The 17,620-nt window shown below is 65.3% G+C and carries 17 protein-coding genes; 15 read left to right on the forward strand and 2 right to left on the reverse strand.

Going from position 1 to position 17,620, the window contains the following annotated elements; all coding sequences use genetic code 11:
• Positions 1 to 41: 41 nt before the first annotated feature.
• The gene (locus IVA81_RS07925; RefSeq protein ID WP_094894365.1) at positions 42 to 362 is read right to left on the reverse strand and encodes a hypothetical protein; all 321 of its coding nucleotides are present in this window, start codon (positions 360 to 362) and stop codon (positions 42 to 44) included.
• A gap of 346 nt (positions 363 to 708) precedes the next feature.
• On the opposite strand from IVA81_RS07925, the gene IVA81_RS07930 reads away from it, so the two are divergent.
• The gene (locus IVA81_RS07930) at positions 709 to 1,902 is read left to right on the forward strand and encodes a serine hydrolase domain-containing protein (RefSeq protein WP_247314431.1); all 1,194 of its coding nucleotides are present in this window, start codon (positions 709 to 711) and stop codon (positions 1,900 to 1,902) included.
• A 138-nt stretch (positions 1,903 to 2,040) separates the two neighbouring features.
• Positions 2,041 to 3,735, forward strand: a complete 1,695-nt coding sequence (locus tag IVA81_RS07935; RefSeq protein ID WP_247314432.1) for an AMP-binding protein — start codon at positions 2,041 to 2,043, stop codon at positions 3,733 to 3,735.
• Between the two features lie 114 nt (positions 3,736 to 3,849).
• Here the strand turns inward: IVA81_RS07935 and IVA81_RS07940 are convergent, their stop codons facing one another.
• Complete coding sequence (locus IVA81_RS07940) at positions 3,850 to 4,851, reverse strand: adenosine kinase (RefSeq protein ID WP_247314434.1); 1,002 nt, start codon at positions 4,849 to 4,851, stop codon at positions 3,850 to 3,852.
• A 125-nt stretch (positions 4,852 to 4,976) separates the two neighbouring features.
• Between IVA81_RS07940 and murJ the strand changes: the two genes are divergently transcribed.
• The 13 genes from murJ (at position 4,977) to lnt (ending at position 17,607) form a co-directional block, all read left to right on the forward strand.
• Positions 4,977 to 6,509 carry a murein biosynthesis integral membrane protein MurJ gene (gene murJ, locus IVA81_RS07945; protein ID WP_247314436.1) on the forward strand — a complete coding sequence of 511 codons (1,533 nt, stop codon included), beginning with the start codon at positions 4,977 to 4,979 and terminating at the stop codon, positions 6,507 to 6,509.
• Positions 6,510 to 6,591: 82 nt separating this feature from the next.
• Positions 6,592 to 7,644 carry a tryptophan--tRNA ligase gene (gene trpS, locus IVA81_RS07950; RefSeq protein ID WP_247314438.1) on the forward strand — a complete coding sequence of 351 codons (1,053 nt, stop codon included), beginning with the start codon at positions 6,592 to 6,594 and terminating at the stop codon, positions 7,642 to 7,644.
• Positions 7,645 to 7,735: 91 nt separating this feature from the next.
• Positions 7,736 to 8,230 carry a universal stress protein gene (locus tag IVA81_RS07955; RefSeq protein ID WP_247314440.1) on the forward strand — a complete coding sequence of 165 codons (495 nt, stop codon included), beginning with the start codon at positions 7,736 to 7,738 and terminating at the stop codon, positions 8,228 to 8,230.
• A 257-nt stretch (positions 8,231 to 8,487) separates the two neighbouring features.
• Positions 8,488 to 9,057, forward strand: coding sequence for a NifU family protein (locus IVA81_RS07960; protein ID WP_247314441.1), 570 nt, complete (start codon positions 8,488 to 8,490; stop codon positions 9,055 to 9,057).
• A 200-nt stretch (positions 9,058 to 9,257) separates the two neighbouring features.
• A complete protein-coding gene (tsaB, locus tag IVA81_RS07965) occupies positions 9,258 to 9,953 on the forward strand; it encodes a tRNA (adenosine(37)-N6)-threonylcarbamoyltransferase complex dimerization subunit type 1 TsaB (protein WP_247314443.1) in 696 nt (231 codons plus the stop codon).
• The gene (gene rimI / locus IVA81_RS07970) at positions 9,950 to 10,435 is read left to right on the forward strand and encodes a ribosomal protein S18-alanine N-acetyltransferase (protein WP_346659376.1); all 486 of its coding nucleotides are present in this window, start codon (positions 9,950 to 9,952) and stop codon (positions 10,433 to 10,435) included. Before tsaB ends, rimI begins: the two co-directional genes overlap by 4 nt.
• A gap of 38 nt (positions 10,436 to 10,473) precedes the next feature.
• Positions 10,474 to 10,929 carry a Fur family transcriptional regulator gene (locus tag IVA81_RS07975; RefSeq protein WP_246930131.1) on the forward strand — a complete coding sequence of 152 codons (456 nt, stop codon included), beginning with the start codon at positions 10,474 to 10,476 and terminating at the stop codon, positions 10,927 to 10,929.
• A 53-nt stretch (positions 10,930 to 10,982) separates the two neighbouring features.
• A complete protein-coding gene (locus IVA81_RS07980) occupies positions 10,983 to 11,663 on the forward strand; it encodes an HAD family hydrolase (protein ID WP_247314446.1) in 681 nt (226 codons plus the stop codon).
• Positions 11,664 to 11,851: 188 nt separating this feature from the next.
• Positions 11,852 to 13,246: a tRNA (N6-isopentenyl adenosine(37)-C2)-methylthiotransferase MiaB gene (gene miaB, locus IVA81_RS07985; RefSeq protein WP_247314448.1), complete on the forward strand. Its 1,395-nt coding sequence runs from the start codon at positions 11,852 to 11,854 to the stop codon at positions 13,244 to 13,246.
• A gap of 64 nt (positions 13,247 to 13,310) precedes the next feature.
• Positions 13,311 to 14,306: a PhoH family protein gene (locus IVA81_RS07990; RefSeq protein ID WP_246930139.1), complete on the forward strand. Its 996-nt coding sequence runs from the start codon at positions 13,311 to 13,313 to the stop codon at positions 14,304 to 14,306.
• A gap of 61 nt (positions 14,307 to 14,367) precedes the next feature.
• A complete protein-coding gene (gene ybeY / locus IVA81_RS07995; protein WP_247314450.1) occupies positions 14,368 to 14,877 on the forward strand; it encodes an rRNA maturation RNase YbeY in 510 nt (169 codons plus the stop codon).
• 1 nt (position 14,878) lies between these two features.
• On the forward strand, positions 14,879 to 15,997 hold the full coding sequence (locus IVA81_RS08000; RefSeq protein WP_247314452.1) for a hemolysin family protein: 1,119 nt from the start codon (positions 14,879 to 14,881) through the stop codon (positions 15,995 to 15,997).
• Entirely contained in the window at positions 15,994 to 17,607 is a 1,614-nt protein-coding gene (gene lnt / locus IVA81_RS08005; protein ID WP_247314454.1) for an apolipoprotein N-acyltransferase, read from the forward strand. Before IVA81_RS08000 ends, lnt begins: the two co-directional genes overlap by 4 nt.
• Positions 17,608 to 17,620 lie beyond the last annotated feature (13 nt).

A 17,620-nucleotide genomic window follows, 5' to 3' on the forward strand; every position in this document is an offset into this window, starting at 1 on the left:
ATCTTTCCGGAAAACCGCTGCACACTTTTCCGGATCATGCTCTACGCCGCGCCGCTCATATAGGTCTCACGCCGGCCGATCATGCGCTCGGCCGCGGCCTTGGCGTCGGCCTTCGACGACGTTGCGCACGTCCGATATTCGAGATCGGGAACGTCGGACGGGTTGCGGCGGCCGAACCAGTTTTTCGAGCCGACCGGCAGCAGCGCCAGGGATTGCGCCAGATTGTCGACCGCACCGAAGGAATAGAGTGCGCCGGTGCCGGCGATGCGCACCTCGTAGATGCCGGGCGAAATCGGCGCCTCCAGATTCTCGCCCCGTCCGGGACGGGGATAGCGCTTCCATTCGCTCCAGGTCGAAATCATCTGAGATCCCCTCGCGGCCGTTCAGCAGCCGCCAATTTGCATCAAGTCTTAACGTCGGCCGCCGATTGGGCCGAGTGCTGAACGCCGCAACGCACAAAATGTTTCAGGTGCTTCAAACACGTGAAGCATATCGCCAGAGCCCATCCACGGTCACGGCGAAGTACGGCCTTCCACCGCAGATTGTGACGGAGTGTTGCCGTTCGGCCCGTCCGTCGTCCTGCGTGGAGCATGGACCGTCAAGTCACGACATCGCGACCACCGATGGCATCCGGACGCGCTTGCCGCGCGGGGCGTGCGGGAGGACAATCGATCACTTCCAACAATAATCAAACCGGAGGAAACACGCATGCAGAGCAAAGCTGAGATCGACGAGATCCTGCGCCAGAAGAGCGACGCCAAGGAGATTCCCGGCGTCGTCGCGATCGCCGCCAGCGGTAACGACGTGCTGTATCAGGGCGCGTTCGGCAAGCGCGACCTGTCCAAGCCCGATGCGATGACGGCGGATAGCGTGTTCTGGATCGCCTCGATGACGAAGGCGGTGACCTCGGCAGGCGCGATGCAGCTGGTCGAGCAGGGCAAGCTGTCGCTGGATGCGCCGATCGGCGAGGTGTTGCCAGATCTCGCCAACCCGCAGGTGCTCGAAGGCTTCGATGCCAAGGGCGAGGCGAAGCTGCGGCCGGCCAAGCGGCCGATCACGCTGCGCCAGCTCATGACCCACACCGCCGGCTTCTGCTACAACATGTGGAACGGCGATCTCGCGGTCTATCTCGACAAGAACGGCATTCCCGCCATCACCACTTGCCAGAACGCGGCGCTGAAGACGCCTGTCATGACCGACCCCGGCACGCGCTGGGAATACGGCACCAACATCGATTTCGTCGGCAAGGCTGTCGAAGCTGCCAGCGGCAAGCGGCTCGACGCTTACCTGCGCGACAATCTGTTCAACCCGCTCGGCATGAGCGACACGGCGTTCAAGATCACCGACGACATGCGCAAGCGCCTCGTCGGCATGCATGCGCGCGGCGAGGACGGCCAGCTCGCATCGATCCCGTTCGAGCTCGAGCAGGAGCCGGAATTCCACATGGGCGGGGGCGGCCTCTACGCGACGGCGGCCGACTACATCAAGTTCACCCAGATGATCCTCAACAAGGGCCGCGGCAACGGCAACCAGGTGCTGAAGGCCGAGACGGTCGCGACGATGGGACAAAATCACATCGGCGACCTCGCCATGGGCAAGATGACCACGGCGGCACCGATGTACACCAACGATGTCGACCTCTACCCGGAGCAGGTGAAGAAGTGGGGCCTCAGCTTCATGATCAACACCGCCAAGACCGCGGAAGGACGCAGCGCAGGCAGCCTCGCCTGGGCGGGCCTCGCCAATACCTATTATTGGATCGACCCGGCCCGCGACGTCACCGGCGTGATCCTGATGCAGCTATTGCCGTTCGCCGACGCGAAATGCCTGGAAGCGTTCGCGGGATTTGAGCGCGGGGTCTATGCCGGGCTCGATACGGGAAGCGGACAGAAGGCGGCGTGAGAAACTGACCGTCATGGCCGGGCTTGTCCCGGCCATCCACGTCTTACCGCGGCACGTAGAACGTGGATGCCCGGGACAAGCCCGGGCATGACGACCGAAGGCGACCGCGCCGACTGTCTTTGACGAAAGGACTTTGAATTGACTGATAAAGCGGACAGCTACGTTTGCGGCATCTCGGACGCGCCGCTGCTCGGCGACACCATCGGCCGCAGCCTCGACCAGGCCGCGCAGCGCTGGGGGACCCGCGAAGCGCTGGTCTCTCCCAGCCACGGCGTGAGATGGACATGGCGAGAATTCGCCGAGCGGGTCGATGCGCTCGCCGCCGGCTTTCTCGCGCTCGGCCTCGAGCGGGGGCAGCGGATCGGAATCTGGTCACTGAACCGGCCAGAATGGACGCTGACCCAGTTCGCCGCCGCCAAGGCCGGCCTGATCCTGGTGACGATCAATCCCGCCTATCGACTCAGCGAGCTGGAATTTGCGCTGAAGAAGGTCGGCTGCGCGGCGATCGTCACCGCGACCGCGTTCAAGACCAGCAACTACATGGAGATGCTCAACACGCTTTTGCCGGAGCTGTCAGCCGCCAAGCCAGGGCAGTTGCAGGCGGCACGGCTGCCGGCCCTGCGCAATGTCATCCAGATCGGCGGCCCGGCAGCATCAGGCACGATCCCGTTCGAAGAAGTCGCCCGCATCGGCCGAGCGGAGCATCACGAGCAACTCGCGGCGCTCGGCGCCGCCCTGCAATTCGACGACCCCGTCAACATCCAGTTCACCAGTGGCACGACGGGATCGCCCAAGGGGGTGACGCTGACCCATCACAACATCCTCAACAACGGCTATTTCACCGGACGCGCGATGCGCCTGACCGAGCAGGATCGCATCTGCATTCCCGTGCCGCTCTACCATTGCTTCGGCATGGTGATGGGGAATCTTGCTTCCGTCACACTCGGCACGACCATGGTTTATCCCGGCGAGGGGTTCGATCCACTCACGACGCTGCGTACGATCGAACAGGAGAAATGCACGGCGCTCTACGGCGTGCCGACCATGTTCATCGCCGAGCTCGATCATCCCGAATTCGCCAGCTTCGACCTGAAGTCACTGCGCACCGGCATCATGGCCGGCGCGCCCTGCCCGATCGAGGTGATGAAGCGCGTCAACACCGAGATGAACATGCGCGAGGTCACCATCGCCTATGGCATGACCGAGACCAGCCCGGTCAGCTTCCAGAGCGCGACGGACGACCCCCTGGAGCGCCGCGTCTCCACGGTCGGACGGATCCATCCGCATGTCGAGGTCAAGGTCGTCGATCTCGAGGGCAGGATCGTCAAGCGCGGCGAACGCGGCGAGCTGTGCACCCGCGGCTACAGCGTCATGCTGGGCTATTGGGAAGAGAGCGAGAAGACCGCCGACGTGCTCGATGCGAACGGCTGGATGCACACCGGCGACCTCGCCGTCATCGACGATGAGGGCTATTGCAACATCGTCGGCCGCATCAAGGACATGGTGATCCGCGGCGGCGAAAATCTCTATCCGCGCGAGATCGAGGAGTTTCTCTATCGTCACCCCAAGATCCAGGACGTGCAAATCTTCGGCGTGGCGGATAGCCGCTATGGCGAGGAGCTCTGCGCCTGGGTCCGCGTCCGATCGGGCGAGACGCTGACCGCAGAGGAGGTCCGCGCCTTCTGCGAGGGCCAGATCGCCCACAACAAGATCCCGCGCTACGTGGAGTTCGTTGACGAATTCCCGATGACGGTGACGGGAAAGATCCAGAAGTTCCTGATGCGCGATGCCGTGGAGCAGCGGCTGGGGCTGAAGGCGGCGAAGACGGCGTGAGCCTCGCTGTCATTGCGAGGAGCACTTGCGACGAAGCAATCCAGAATCTTTCCGGGGAGGGAGACTGGATTGCTTCGCTACGCTCGCAATGACGGCTGGGAGAGAGCGACGTCCTTAAACCGTCAGCCCGCGCTGCCCGGCGAGCTCCTTCAACGACACCAGCGGGCGGGCGCCGATGTGCTGAATCACTTCGGCGGCCGCAAGCGCGCCGAGCTCGCCACACTGCTTGTACGCAAGATTGCGCGCGAGGCCATACAGGAAGCCCGCGGCGAAGAGATCGCCGGCGCCGGTGGTGTCGATCACCTTGTCGACCGGGAAGGCCGGCGCAGCGACGGCATCTTCCGACGACACCACCATGCAGCCCTTCTCGCTGCGGGTGACGATTCCGAGATTGACGTCGTTGCGCAGCTGCTTCAGCGCGGTGTCGAAATCCGAGGTCATGTAGAGCGAGTGCAGCTCGGACTCGTTGGCGAACACGATGTCGACGGTGCCGTTGCGCATCAAGGCCAGGAACTCGTCGCGATAGCGATCGACGCAGAAGGAATCCGACAAGGTCAGCGCCACCTTGCGCTTGGCATCATGGGCGATCTTGGCCGCCTTGACGAAGGCCTCCTTGGCGTTCTTGGGGTCCCAGAGATAGCCTTCGAGATAGACGATTGCAGCGCCGGCGATTTCGGCCGGATCGATATCGGCGGGCGACAGATCCTGCGCCGCGCCGAGATAGGTGTTCATGGTGCGCTCGCCGTCATCCGTGACCAGGATGTAGGAGCAACCGGTGGCGGGACCGTCCGTCGCGGCGGGCGTGTTGAAGGCGACGCCGGCAGCGCGGATATCGTGGACGTAGAGCTTGCCGATCTGGTCGTCCTTGACCTTGCCGACATAGGCGGCACGTGCCCCCAGGCTGCCGATGCCGACGATGGTGTTGGCGGCCGAGCCGCCCGAGACTTCCGTGGCCGGACCCATGTCCTTGTAAATGGCCGCTGCCCGCGCCTCGTCGATCAGGGACATGCTGCCCTTGGTCATGCCGTGCTTGGCCAAAAAGGCCTCGTCGGTCCTGACCAGCACGTCGAACAGCGCGTTGCCGATGCCGAGAACGTCATATTTCACGTCAGCCATTCACCTTGATCCTGTTTGGCGGATTGCGATCCCTGCGGAAATCCGCTTCCTGTCGGCCTGAAATCTGGCTCGCGGCCTATCACGACCGGCCCCAAGCGGGCAAGCAACGGTATTATGTAAGTCCGATGATCCGCTCCTTCCTGACCGTCTCGACGGGAACGCTGGCCTCGCGGTTGCTGGGCTTTGCCCGCGATTCCCTGATCGCGGCGCTGCTCGGCACCGGCGCCGTGGCGGATGCGTTCCTGGCGGCCTTCCAGCTCGTCAATGTGGTGCGCCGCCTGCTCAGCGAGGGGGCGCTGAACGCGGCACTGATTCCGGCATGGCTGCGTGTCAGGGACCGCGATGGCGCGGCGGCCGCGGCGGCGTTCGCCGGACGCTTGCTCGGCACGGTCAGCGCCGCCCTGATCGCGATCTCGATCCTGATCGCATTGTCGATGCCGCTGATCATCACGGTCATCGCGCCCGGCTTTCTCGGCAGCGGCACGCTCGACCTTGCGGTTCAGAACGCGCGGCTGATGCTGCCTTATCTTGCCTTCGCCGGCCCCGTCACTGTGCTGATGGGCCTGCTGAACGCGAAAGGACGCTTTGCGCTCACGGCGTTCTCGCCGCTGCTGTTCAACATCGCCTTGATCGCCGCGATCGCTGTGCTCCTGGTCGGGCACACCGATGCGGCTTTCGCGGCGTGGGCGCTGGCGGCGACCGTCGGACTTGCCGGCCTGCTGCAACTCCTGATGCTGCTGTCGCAGCGAAGTGCGCGCCTCGCCACTCCCCTGCGCATGAGTTTCGACAAGGAGATGCGCCGCTTCTTCGCCAAGGCCATTCCCGGCATGATCGCAAGCTCGGGACCGCAATGGCTGATGGTGGCCGGTGCGATCATCGCATCCGCGACGCCGTCCGCTGTGTCCTGGCTCTATTTCGCCAACCGGCTGATCGAGCTGCCGCTCGGCATCGTCGGCGTCGCCATGGGCACGGTGCTGGTGCCCGAGTTGACGCGGGCCACCGCCAGCTCCGACCGCGAGGCGGTTGCGCATGCGGAATCGCGCGCGCTGGAGCTTGCGACGGGGCTGGCGCTGCCCGCCACGCTCGGCCTGATCGTGCTGGCCGAGCCGATCGTGCGGCTGCTGTTCGAGCATGGCGCGTTCGGCGCGGATGACAGCGCGGCGACCGCGCACGCGCTGATGTGGCTGGCGCTTGGCCTGCCCGCCCACGTGCTGATCAAGGCGCTGTCGCCGGCCTTCTATGCCCGCAGCGACACGATGACGCCGCTGCTCGCCACGGCCAAGGGCTTCGTGGTTGCGGTCGCGCTCGCGGTTCTCCTCGGCCATGTCTTCGGCACGAGCGGGATCGCCGCGAGCATCGCGGCCGGCGCCTGGAGCAGTGCGCTCTCATTGCTCCGCAAAGGCACGGCCGAGTTCGGCTTCTCGGTCGATGCCACCGCCCGCAAGCGGCTGCCGCGGATCGTGCTCGCCGCAGCCGCCATGGGCGCCCTGCTCTGGCTCACCGTGGGCCTCGTGCCTGCCGAGACCCATGGCTTCATCAAGTTCATCGTGCTGGGCGCGCAGATCGCGGCCGGAATCGCCGTCTACGGCCTGCTCCTGCAGATCCTCGGCGCGGCCTCGTGGCGCGAGGCGGTTAACGCGTTGAAACGGCCCACCTAGACCGCGAGCCCAGCGAAATACCCTTGACGGGGCAGCGCCGCTGTTGGAAACGACGGCCGAATACCTTCCAGGAAAGCTGACCATGGCATTCGTTGAACGGGTCTTTTCGGGCGTCCAGCCGACGGGCAATCTGCATCTCGGCAATTACCTCGGCGCGATCGTCAACTTCGTGAAGATGCAGGAAACCCACAACTGCATCTATTGCGTCGTCGACATGCACGCGATCACGCAAGGCGTCGACGTCTGGGGCGGCCCGGCCGAGCTCACCCGCAACACCCGCGAGGTCACCGCGGCGTTCATCGCCGCCGGCATCGATCCCAACAAGCACATCGTGTTCAACCAGAGCCAGGTCTCGGGCCATGCCGAGCTCGCCTGGATCTTCAACTGCGTCGCGCGCATGGGCTGGCTCGGCCGCATGACCCAGTTCAAGGAGAAGGCCGGCAAGGACCGCGAGAACGCGTCGGTCGGGCTGTTCGATTATCCCGTGCTGATGGCGGCCGACATTTTGCTCTACCGCGCAACTCACGTGCCCGTCGGCGAGGACCAGAAGCAGCATCTCGAGCTCTCGCGCGACATCGCGCAGAAATTCAACAACGACTTCGGTGACTCGATTCGCGCCCAGGGCGCCAATGACGGCCTGTTCTTCCCGCTGCCGGAACCCTTGATCACGGGCCCGGCGACGCGCGTGATGAGCTTGCGCGACGGCACCAAGAAGATGTCGAAGTCGGACGCGTCGGACAATTCGCGCATCAATCTGACCGACGACGCCGACACCATCGCGCAGAAGGTCCGCAAGGCGAAGACCGATCCGGAGCCGCTGCCATCAGAGGAGAAGGGCCTGGAAGCCCGCCCCGAAGCCGACAATCTCGTCGGCATCTTCGCCGCGCTCTCCGGCCGTTCCAAGGCCGACGTGCTGCGCGAATTCGGCGGCGGCCAGTTCTCCAGCTTCAAGAACGCGCTGGTCGAGCTGTGCGTCACCAAGCTCGCGCCGATCGCCGGCGAGATGAAGCGCCTCGTCGCCGACCCCGGCCATATCGACACGATCCTGAACGATGGCGCCGACCGTGCCCGCGCCATCGCCGACGAGACGATGAAGCTCTCCAAGGATATCGTCGGCTTCATCTACCGGCGCTAGAGACGGTCGCGCCGGCGCGCCAGTCGCATCTCCTCTCCCCAACGCTGCGGGAGTGTGGCAGCATGCCGTCCCTGCACATTCCGGGACATGCATGACCAGCAAGCGACTTTGCTTCGAGCCGGGTCACAAGCCCAAATGCCTCGTCATCGTCGATGACACCGCCGAATGGGATCGCGCGGTCTACTATGCCAGCCGCTGGGCGATCCGCGCCGGCGGCGGCGTGGTGATGCTGCGCATCATCGAGCCCAATCAGCAGAGTCAGGAATGGCTGGGGGTCGCCGACATCATGCGCGCGGAGGCGCAGGAAGCAGCGGAGGCCGCGCTCGACCGCGCCGCCGGCCGGGCCAACGGCATCGCCGCGATCACACCGGAACGGGTGATCCGCGAGGGCGCGCCGATGGAACAACTGCTCGCCGTGATCGACGAGGACCCCGACATCGCCATGCTGGTGCTCGCCGCCAATCCCGGCGCGGAAGGGCCGGGCCCCCTGGTTGCGCTGCTCGCGCATGCGGTGGGGACGTTCCCGATCCCGGTAACCATCATTTCCGGCGCGCTGAGCGACGGAAGCGTGGATTCGCTGTCGTAGGTATCCCGATCTGATAGGCGGCAATTGGGGCTCGTCATGCCCGGGCTTGTCCCGGGCATCCACGTTCTTCGCGGGACCAGGCAAGACGTGGATGGCCGGGTCAAGCCCGGCCATGACGCCGCGGAGATTTCAGCACCCTAACCCGCTGATATGACAACGAAACACCCTCCTCGCCCCTTGATCGTGCGTTCGCCGTCGCCATCTGCTAGTGGATAGGGCACGCGCCGGCCTTGAACCGGCGACGTCTGGAGAAAACCATGTTCATTCAAACCGAAGCCACCCCCAATCCCGCCACGCTGAAGTTCATTCCCGGCCGCGTCGTGGTCGACGGCAGCCCGATGGAATTTGCCAGCCGCGAATCGGCCACGCGCTCGCCGCTCGCCGAAAAGCTGTTCGAGGTACCCGGCGTCACCGGCGTGTTCTACGGATCGGACTTCATCACCGTGACCAAGGCGAACGGTGAATGGCAGCAGCTCAAGCCCGCGATCCTCGGTGCCATCATGGAGCACTACATGTCCGGCGCGCCACTGCTCGCCGACGGCGCGGCGCAAGGCGATGCCGATCTCGACGACGAGGACGAGTTCTTCGACGAGGCCGATGCCGAAACAGTCGACATGATCAAGGACCTGATCGAGACCCGTGTGCGGCCGGCGGTTGCCAATGACGGCGGCGACATCACCTTCCGCGGCTTCAAGGACGGCATCGTCTATCTCAACATGAAGGGCGCCTGCTCCGGCTGCCCGTCATCGACCGCGACGCTCCAGCACGGCATCCAGAACCTCTTGAAGCATTTCGTGCCCGACGTGGTCGAAGTCCGGCCGATGTAGGAGATGCCGTAGGGTGGGCAAAGCGAAGCGTGCCCACCGTTTCTTTCGGCGACAAAAGTGGCGGGCACGGCGCAAGAGCGCCTTTGCCCACCCTACGAAATGCGGCGCGATCAGGGGCTACGAATTGTGAATGACGAATGGCGGATAGACGGTTGGTTCGCTAGACTGCTCCCCATTCGCCACTCGCCATTCGCTTTTCCATGCTGATCCTCGCCATCGATACTGCGCTCGACGCCTGCTCCGTCGCCGTGCTGGACACCGACGCCGGCGAGCTCCTCGCGCAGGAGCAGCTTCTCATGAAGCGCGGCCACGCCGAGGCCCTGATGCCGATGATCGCGCGCGTCATGCAATCGGCCAATCTCGCCTTCACCTCGGTCGACCGCATCGCGGTCACCGTCGGACCCGGCAGTTTCACCGGCCTGCGCGTCGCAATTTCGGCGGCGCGCGGCCTTGCGCTCGCGGCCGAGCGACCGGCGATCGGCCTCACCACCTTGTCGGCCTATGCCGCCGCCATCGTCGGCCAGAGCAAATCGGCGCCCGTGATCTCGGCGATCGACGCGCGGCACGACCACGTCTATTTCCAGATCGTCGCCGGCGACGGCAGCCAGCTGGTGCGACCGAAGGTCGCCAGCATCGACGAGGCGATCGCGGCGTCGCAATTCGGCGCGCCGCACCTGGTCGGCAATGCCGCAGGAATCCTCGCCGAGCGCTGGCCGAAGGATATTCCGCAGCCGGTCGCGGTCGACGCGCAGGCCGCGCCTGACATCAGCTGGGTCGCATGGCTCGGCGCTGCGGCCGATCCGGCGACGAATCCGGCGCGACCGTTCTATCTGCGCGCGCCCGACGCCAAGCCGCCGGCCCAGCCGCCATTTGCAGCACAAGCCGCAACCTCATGATGAGATGGCTGTCGGAATGGTGGCACGGCGGCACCGCCGCCGTCGAGCCCGCATCCGCGCGCGATGCCGCGCGGTTGGCGCAGCTTCACGGCGCCTCCTTCGCGCGCGGCTGGGGCGAAGGCGAGTTCGAGAGTATGCTCAGCGAGCGCAACACGCTGGTGCATCGCTTGCGTCTCGGCCGCAGGACGATCGGCTTCGCGGTGTCGCGGATCGGCGCGGACGAGGCGGAAATCCTCTCGATCGCGGTGGACGAGGCCTATCGCGGCCGCGGCCTCTCCCGCACGCTACTGATGACCCATCTCGGCCACCTCGCAGGGCGCGGCGTGCGCACAATTTTTCTCGAAGTCGAGGAAAATAACCAGCCGGCGCGGCGGCTCTACGATCGAGCCGGATTCATGGTGGTCGGGCGCCGCGAACGCTACTATAAGCAGCCGGACGGGGAACATTTGAACGCCCTTCTGATGCGACGTGACTTGTCGTAACATCGGTGGCAGAAAGCGCCCCGCCAGGCAGACAAACCATGACCGTACTGAAACCTTCTTCCGCATCCAAGGCGTCCGGCATCGAGGCGCGCTGTGCCGCCACCGGCATGCGCATGACCGAGCAGCGCCGCGTCATCGCCCGCGTGCTCGCGGAGGCGATCGATCATCCCGATGTCGAGGAACTGTACCGGCGCTGCGTCGCCGTCGACGACAAGATCTCGATCTCGACCGTGTATCGTACCGTCAAGCTGTTCGAGGACGCCGGCATCATCGAGCGCCATGATTTCCGCGAGGGCCGCGCGCGCTACGAGCAGATGCGCGATAGCCATCACGACCACCTCATCAACCTGCGCGACGGCAAGGTGATCGAGTTCACCTCCGAAGAGATCGAGAAACTCCAGGCCGAAATCGCTCGCAAGCTTGGCTACAAGCTGGTGGATCACCGGCTCGAACTCTATTGCGTCCCACTCGACGACGACAAGCCGACGTCCTAGTTGGGCATGATCTCGTCGGAAAACCGCTCCACACTTTTCCGGATCATGCCTTAGTGCCCATCGACCTCATCATCTTCGATTGCGACGGCGTGCTCGTGGACAGCGAGGTCATTTCCTGTCGCGCGCATGCGGATGTGCTGACGAAGCACGGCTATCCGATCACGCCGGAGCAGGTGTTCGCGCGCTTCCTCGGCCGCTCGACGCGGCAGGCCAATCTCGAGATCGAATCCGAGCTCGGCCGCAAGCTGCCCGAGGCCTATCACGGCGAGCTGCAGGACGAGTTGTTCCGCGCGTTCGAGGCCGACCTCGAAGCGATCCGCGGCATTCATGACGCGCTCGATGTGGTGCCTCAACGCGTCTGCGTCGCCTCGAGCGGCTCGCATCAGCGCATGCGCGTCAGCCTGGGGAGCACCGGCCTCTACGAGCGCCTCGCGCCGAACATCTTCTCGGCCTCGCAGGTGAAGAACGGCAAGCCGGCACCGGACCTGTTCCTGTTCGCGGCGAACGAGATGGGTGTGCCGCCCCAGCGCTGCGTCGTGATCGAGGACAGCCTGGCCGGCATTGCCGGCGCGCGGGCGGCGGGAATGACCGTATTCGGCTTTTACGGGGGCAGCCATTGCCGCGACGGCTATGCCGAGACGCTGCGCGAGGCTGGCGCCGATCTGCTCTTTGCCGACATGCATCAGCTGCCGGAGCTGGTCCGGCGGGTCGAGGCGGACGCTTTGGCGGGCTGATTTCGGCTGATTGCCGTCATTCCGGGACACGCGCGCAGCGCGTGAACCCGGAATCCGGAGATTTTGGCGCGAGATTCCGGGTTCGTGCTGCGCGCGCCCCGGAATGACGGCGCAAATGTCCCATTCGCTGGATTTTCGCGCCTCCAGCCTATATCTGAAGGCCGTCCTCCATCTCAATTCCGGGTTCCATGACGCCGCCGCGCAAGCTGCACATCAAATCATATGGCTGCCAGATGAACGTCTACGATGCCCAGCGCATGGTGGACACGCTGGCTCCGGAAGGATTCGTGGAGACGGCCAGTGCCGAGGAGGCCGACCTCGTCATCCTCAATACCTGCCATATCCGCGAGAAAGCCTCGGAAAAAGTCTATTCCGAGCTCGGCCGCCTGCGCGTCGCCAAGGACGAGGCCGCGCGCGGGGGCCGCACCATGCAGATCGCGGTTGCGGGCTGCGTGGCGCAGGCTGAAGGTGAGGAAATCGTGCGCCGCGCGCCTGCCGTGGACGTCGTGGTGGGACCGCAGAGCTATCATCATCTGCCGGAGCTGTTGAAGCGCGCCGGCGACGAAGGCCGGGCAATCGAGACCGAGTTTCCGGCCGAGGACAAGTTCGGCTACCTGGCCCAGCCCAAGCCCGCAGCGATCCGCGCGCGCGGCATTTCCGCTTTTGTCACGGTGCAGGAAGGTTGCGACAAGTTCTGCACCTTCTGCGTGGTGCCCTACACGCGCGGCGCCGAAGTGTCGCGCCCTGTCGCGAAGATCGTCGATGACGTGAAGCGGCTTGCCGACAACGGCGTGCGCGAGCTCACGCTGATCGGGCAGAACGTCAACGCCTATCATGGCGAGGGACCGGACGGGAAAGCCTGGCCGCTCGGCAGACTGCTCGAGCATCTGACGACGATTCCCGGCATTGCGCGGCTGCGCTATTCGACCAGCCATCCCCGCGACGTCGACGACAGTCTGATTGCAGCCCATCGCGATCTCGGTGCCCTTATGCCGTTCGTGCACTTGCCGGTGCAGTCGGGGTCGGACCGCATTCTGGCGGCCATGAACCGGAAACATACCGCCGATGATTACCGGCGGGTCATCGACCGTTTCCGCACCGCGCGCCAAAACATTGCTTTTTCGTCGGATTTCATCGTCGGCTTCCCCGGGGAAAGCGAGCAAGATTTTCTCGCCACCCTCGCGCTTGTCACGCAAATCGGCTACGCTGCGGCTTATTCGTTCAAATACTCCGCCCGGCCGGGAACGCCGGCCGCGGACATGCAGGAGACGGTGTCCCCCGCCGAGATGGACCAGCGATTGGAGCGGCTCCAGGAACTGATCGACAGCCAGCAATCGGCCTTCAACAAGGCTGCGATTGGCTCAACGGTCGACGTGCTGTTCGAACGTCCGGCGCGCAAGGACGGCCAGATCGTCGGCCGCACCGCATTCCTCCAGCCCGCTCACGTGATGGCCTCGCCCGACATCATCGGACACATCCTGCCTGTCAGGATCGACAGCCTCGAGCGCTACAGTTTCCTCGGCGAGCTCGCCACACCGCGCACCGCGCGCGAGCCCGCTTTATCGCAAGCCAGTGGAGCCTGAACCCTTGCCAAAAAGCGCATCGGATTCGTCTTCTATCGCTCCCAGCCGCAAATTTGACCGCGACATGCAAGTTCCGCCCGAGACCCAGGTCGTCATCGACTTCGACGACAACCGCGCCGCTTCGGCGCTGGTCGGCCCCTACGGCCAGCATCTCGCGCAGATCGAGCGACGGCTCGGCGTCGTCGTCGATTCCAAGGGCAACCACATCACCATCGGCGGCACGCGCGACGGCTGCGACGCCGCACGCCGCGTGCTGGAGATGCTCTACGCGCAGGCCGTGAAGGGCCAGGATCTCGACCAGGGCGAGGTCGAAGGCGCGATCCGTGCCGTGATTGCCCAGGGCTCGCTGTTCGAGTTCGACGCCAAATCGGCCAAATCGGCCTTCGACAGCATCAATCTGCGCAAGCGCCCGGTGCGCGCCCGCACGGCCGCTCAGGACTCCTACATCCGCGCGCTCAAGCGCCACGAGCTGGTGTTCGGCATCGGCCCCGCCGGCACCGGCAAGACCTGGCTCGCGGTTGCGCATGCCGCGCAGCTGTTCGAGCGCAAGGAGGTCGACAAGATCATCCTGTCACGTCCGGCGGTGGAAGCCGGCGAGCGGCTCGGCTTCCTGCCCGGCGATCTCCGCGAAAAGGTCGATCCTTATCTTCGTCCGATCTACGACGCGCTCTACGACCTCATGGATGCGCGCATCGTCGAGCGCGCGCTCCAGACCGGCGAGATCGAGATCGCGCCGCTCGCCTTCATGCGCGGCCGCACCCTCACCAACGCAGCCATCATCCTGGACGAGGCGCAGAACACCACGTCGATGCAGATGAAGATGTTCCTGACGCGCCTCGGCGAGAACAGCCGCATGATCGTGACCGGCGATCCCTCGCAGATCGACCTGCCGAACGGCCAGACTTCGGGCCTGGCCGAAGCGACCCGCCTCCTGGGCGGCGTCGAGGGCATTGCCCAAGTTCATTTCAAAGCCGAGGACGTGATCCGCCACGAACTCGTGGCGCGGATCGTCGCCGCCTACGAAGGTTCGCCGCAGCGGCCGGCCGCCGGCCAATCCTGACGAGGCAACAGTCGGACCCCAGAGGGCGCGGACACGGGCCCTTTTCGTCCCAGACAACACAATGTCCCATCCCAACCTTCCCATGACCGAGGTCCTCGTCGTCGCCGATTGCTGGCAGCGCGAGCCCGATTCCGAAGCCGTGATCCAGCGCGCCGTTGCGGCCGCCGCCGAGAGTGTCGACGAAGACGTTGCCGACGCGGAAGTGGCCGTGATGCTGACCGATGATGCCGGCATCCGCACCCTCAACAGCAACTGGCGCGGCATCGACAAGCCGACCAACGTGCTGTCGTTTCCCGCGCTCCAGCCGGAGGGTGAGTGGAAGCCGGGCGATGCGCCGCGCATGCTCGGCGATATCGCGATCGCCTACGAGACCATGCGGCGCGAGGCCGACGAGGAACAAAAGCCGTTCGACCACCATTTGAGCCATCTCGCCGTGCACGGCTTCCTGCATCTGATCGGCTACGATCACGAGAACGAAGTCGACGCCGGGGAGATGGAAGCGCTGGAGACGCAGATCCTGGCTCACCTTGGAATTCCCGATCCCTATGCAGAGCGCGCAGGGACGCACTGAGATGCCGGATTCCGACCCAATTCAGGACAACCCGCGCCATACGGCCAACCTCCCCGCCGTGGTGACCCAAGGCGAAGTGATGCGCCCGACCGCGGAAGGATGGCTGCTGCGCGCCATCCGGACGCTGTTCGGCTGGAAGGCGGGATCGGTGCGCGACGACCTCCAGGTCGTGCTCGATGCGACGACGCCTGGCGACTCCGGCTTCTCCGCGGTCGAGCGCACCATGCTGCGCAACATCCTCGGACTGCACGAGCGCCGCATCGCCGACGTCATGGTGCATCGCGCCGACATCATCGCAGTGAAGCGCGACATCCCGCTCGGCGAGTTGATGGACCGCTTCGAAAGCGCCGGCCATTCGCGCCTCGTGGTCTACAACGAGACGCTCGACGATCCCGTCGGCATCGTCCACATCCGCGACCTGCTCGCCTTCATGACCGCGCGTGCCCGCGTGTCGGAAGCCACCAAGACCAAGCGCAAGAAGCCGCTGCCGGCCGGGCTCGACCTCCGCGCCGTCGATCTCGCGCTGCCTCTCGAGGATGCGCGCATCATCCGCAAGCTGCTCTACGTGCCGCCATCGATGCGGGCGATCGACCTGCTCGTGCAGATGCAGGCCACGCGCATCCATCTGGCGCTGGTGGTCGACGAATATGGCGGCAGTGACGGGCTGGTTTCGATCGAGGACATCGTCGAGCAGATCGTCGGCGAGATCGACGACGAGCACGACAGCGACGAGCCGCCCTCGATCGTACGCCTGCCCGACAACGCCTTCATCGCCGACGCTCGCGCCAGCCTCGACGACGTCCGCTCGGTGATCGGCGAGGATTTCGTCACCGGCGAAGCCGGCGAGGAGGTGGAGACGCTGGGCGGCTATCTCGTCAGCTTCGTCGGGCGTCTGCCGGTGCGCGGCGAGGTGATCTCGGGCCCCGGCAATTACGAGGTCGAGGTGCTCGATGCCGATCCGCGGCGCGTCAAGCGGCTGCGCATCGCGACGCGCAAAGAGCGTCCCGCCCCGCGCACCCAGCGCGAGAGCCGGCGTCGCGAGGCCGCGCCGGACAGCGGTCAATCGCCGGCCAATGACACGCCCAGCCCGCCGCCGAGCGACGGGACCGGCCAACAGTGAGTCCGTTCCAGCGACTTCGGCAGATTGCGCTTGCCATCATCCTCGCCTGGGGATGGAAGCGCGCCGTCATCGCCATGGCGGCCGGAGCACTGTCGGTGCTGGCACTGGCGCCGTTCAACCTCTTCCCGGTGCTGTTCATCACCTTCCCGGTGCTGGTCTGGCTGATCGACGGCACTGGGGCCGGACGATATCGCGGTGTCCCGGCCGCGGCGCTGACCGGCTACTGGTTCGGGCTCGGCTATTTCGTGCCCGGCCTCTACTGGATCGGCTACGCCTTCTTCGTCGATGCCGATGTGTTCGCCTGGCTGACGCCGTTCGCCGTGCTCGGCCTGCCGGCCTATCTGTCCATCTTCACGGCCATTGGCTTTGCGCTGGCACGCCTGCTCTGGACCAAGGACGCCACGCGGGTGCTTGCGCTCGCGGCAAGCCTCACCGTCAGCGAATGGTTGCGCGGCCACGCGCTGACCGGCTTTCCCTGGAACGCGTTCGGCTATGCGCTATCCGAGCCGCTGCCGCTGGCGCAGACGGCGTCGCTGATCGGCCTGTGGGGCATGACGTTCCTGACGGTTGCGATCTTCGCGAGCCCCGCCACGCTGATCGACCGCACGTCCGATCGTCGCCTGCCGTGGCGCGTGTCGGCGGCGGCAATTGCGCTCTTGCTTGGCATGAGCATCTTTGGCGCGATCCGCCTGTCGCTGCATCCGACCACGATGGTATCAGGCGCCAAGTTGCGCCTGATGCAGCCGAACCTGCAGCAGGACGCCAAATTCAACTACGCCGCCAAGACGGAGGTGATGAAAAAATACCTGGCGCTGTCGGACCGCGCCTCCGGCCCGCAATCGACCGGCGTGCGCGATGCCACGATCCTGATCTGGCCGGAATCCGCCTTTCCGTTCTTCCTGACCCGCGAAGCCGACGCGATGGCACAAATCGCCGAGCTATTGCCGAAAGGCACCGTGCTGATCACGGGTTCGGTCCGCGCGCCCGACCTGCCGCGGGGCACGCCGATCACGCGTGCCTATAATTCGATCTACGTCATCGATCACGACGGCAGCGTGCTCGCTGTGTACGACAAGTTGCATTTGGTGCCGTTCGGCGAATTTCTTCCTTACCAGGCGCTGATGGAGAAGCTCGGTTTCGAGCAACTGACGCGTGTGCGCGGCGGCTTCATTCCCGGCACGGTGCGGCATGCGCTGCCGGTACCCGGTGCACCGCCCGCGCTACCCCTGATCTGTTACGAAGCCATCTTTCCCGGCGAAGTGGCCGGACGCAATGAGCGTCCGGGCTGGATCGTGAACCTCACCAATGATGGTTGGTTCGGCATCTCGACCGGCCCCTATCAGCATCTGGAGCAGTCGCGGATGCGCGCGATCGAACTCGGATTGCCGCTGGTTCGCTCCGCCAATACCGGCGTTTCCGCAGTGATCGATCCGGTGGGCCGCACCGTCGCCAGCCTCGGTCTCGGCATCGAAGGCATTTTGGATGCAAGCCTGCCCGCCGCGATCCCGCCGACCATCTATGCGCGGGTGGGCGATGTGCCCGCCGCCATGCTCGTCGCGCTAGCCGTGGTTCTGGCCGTCCGGCGGCGTGTCGCCAAGCCGCATCGCTGATTGCAGCCTCGTC

Source organism: Bradyrhizobium sp. 141 (assembly GCF_023074055.1).
Classification (GTDB): Bacteria; Pseudomonadota; Alphaproteobacteria; order Rhizobiales; family Xanthobacteraceae; genus Bradyrhizobium.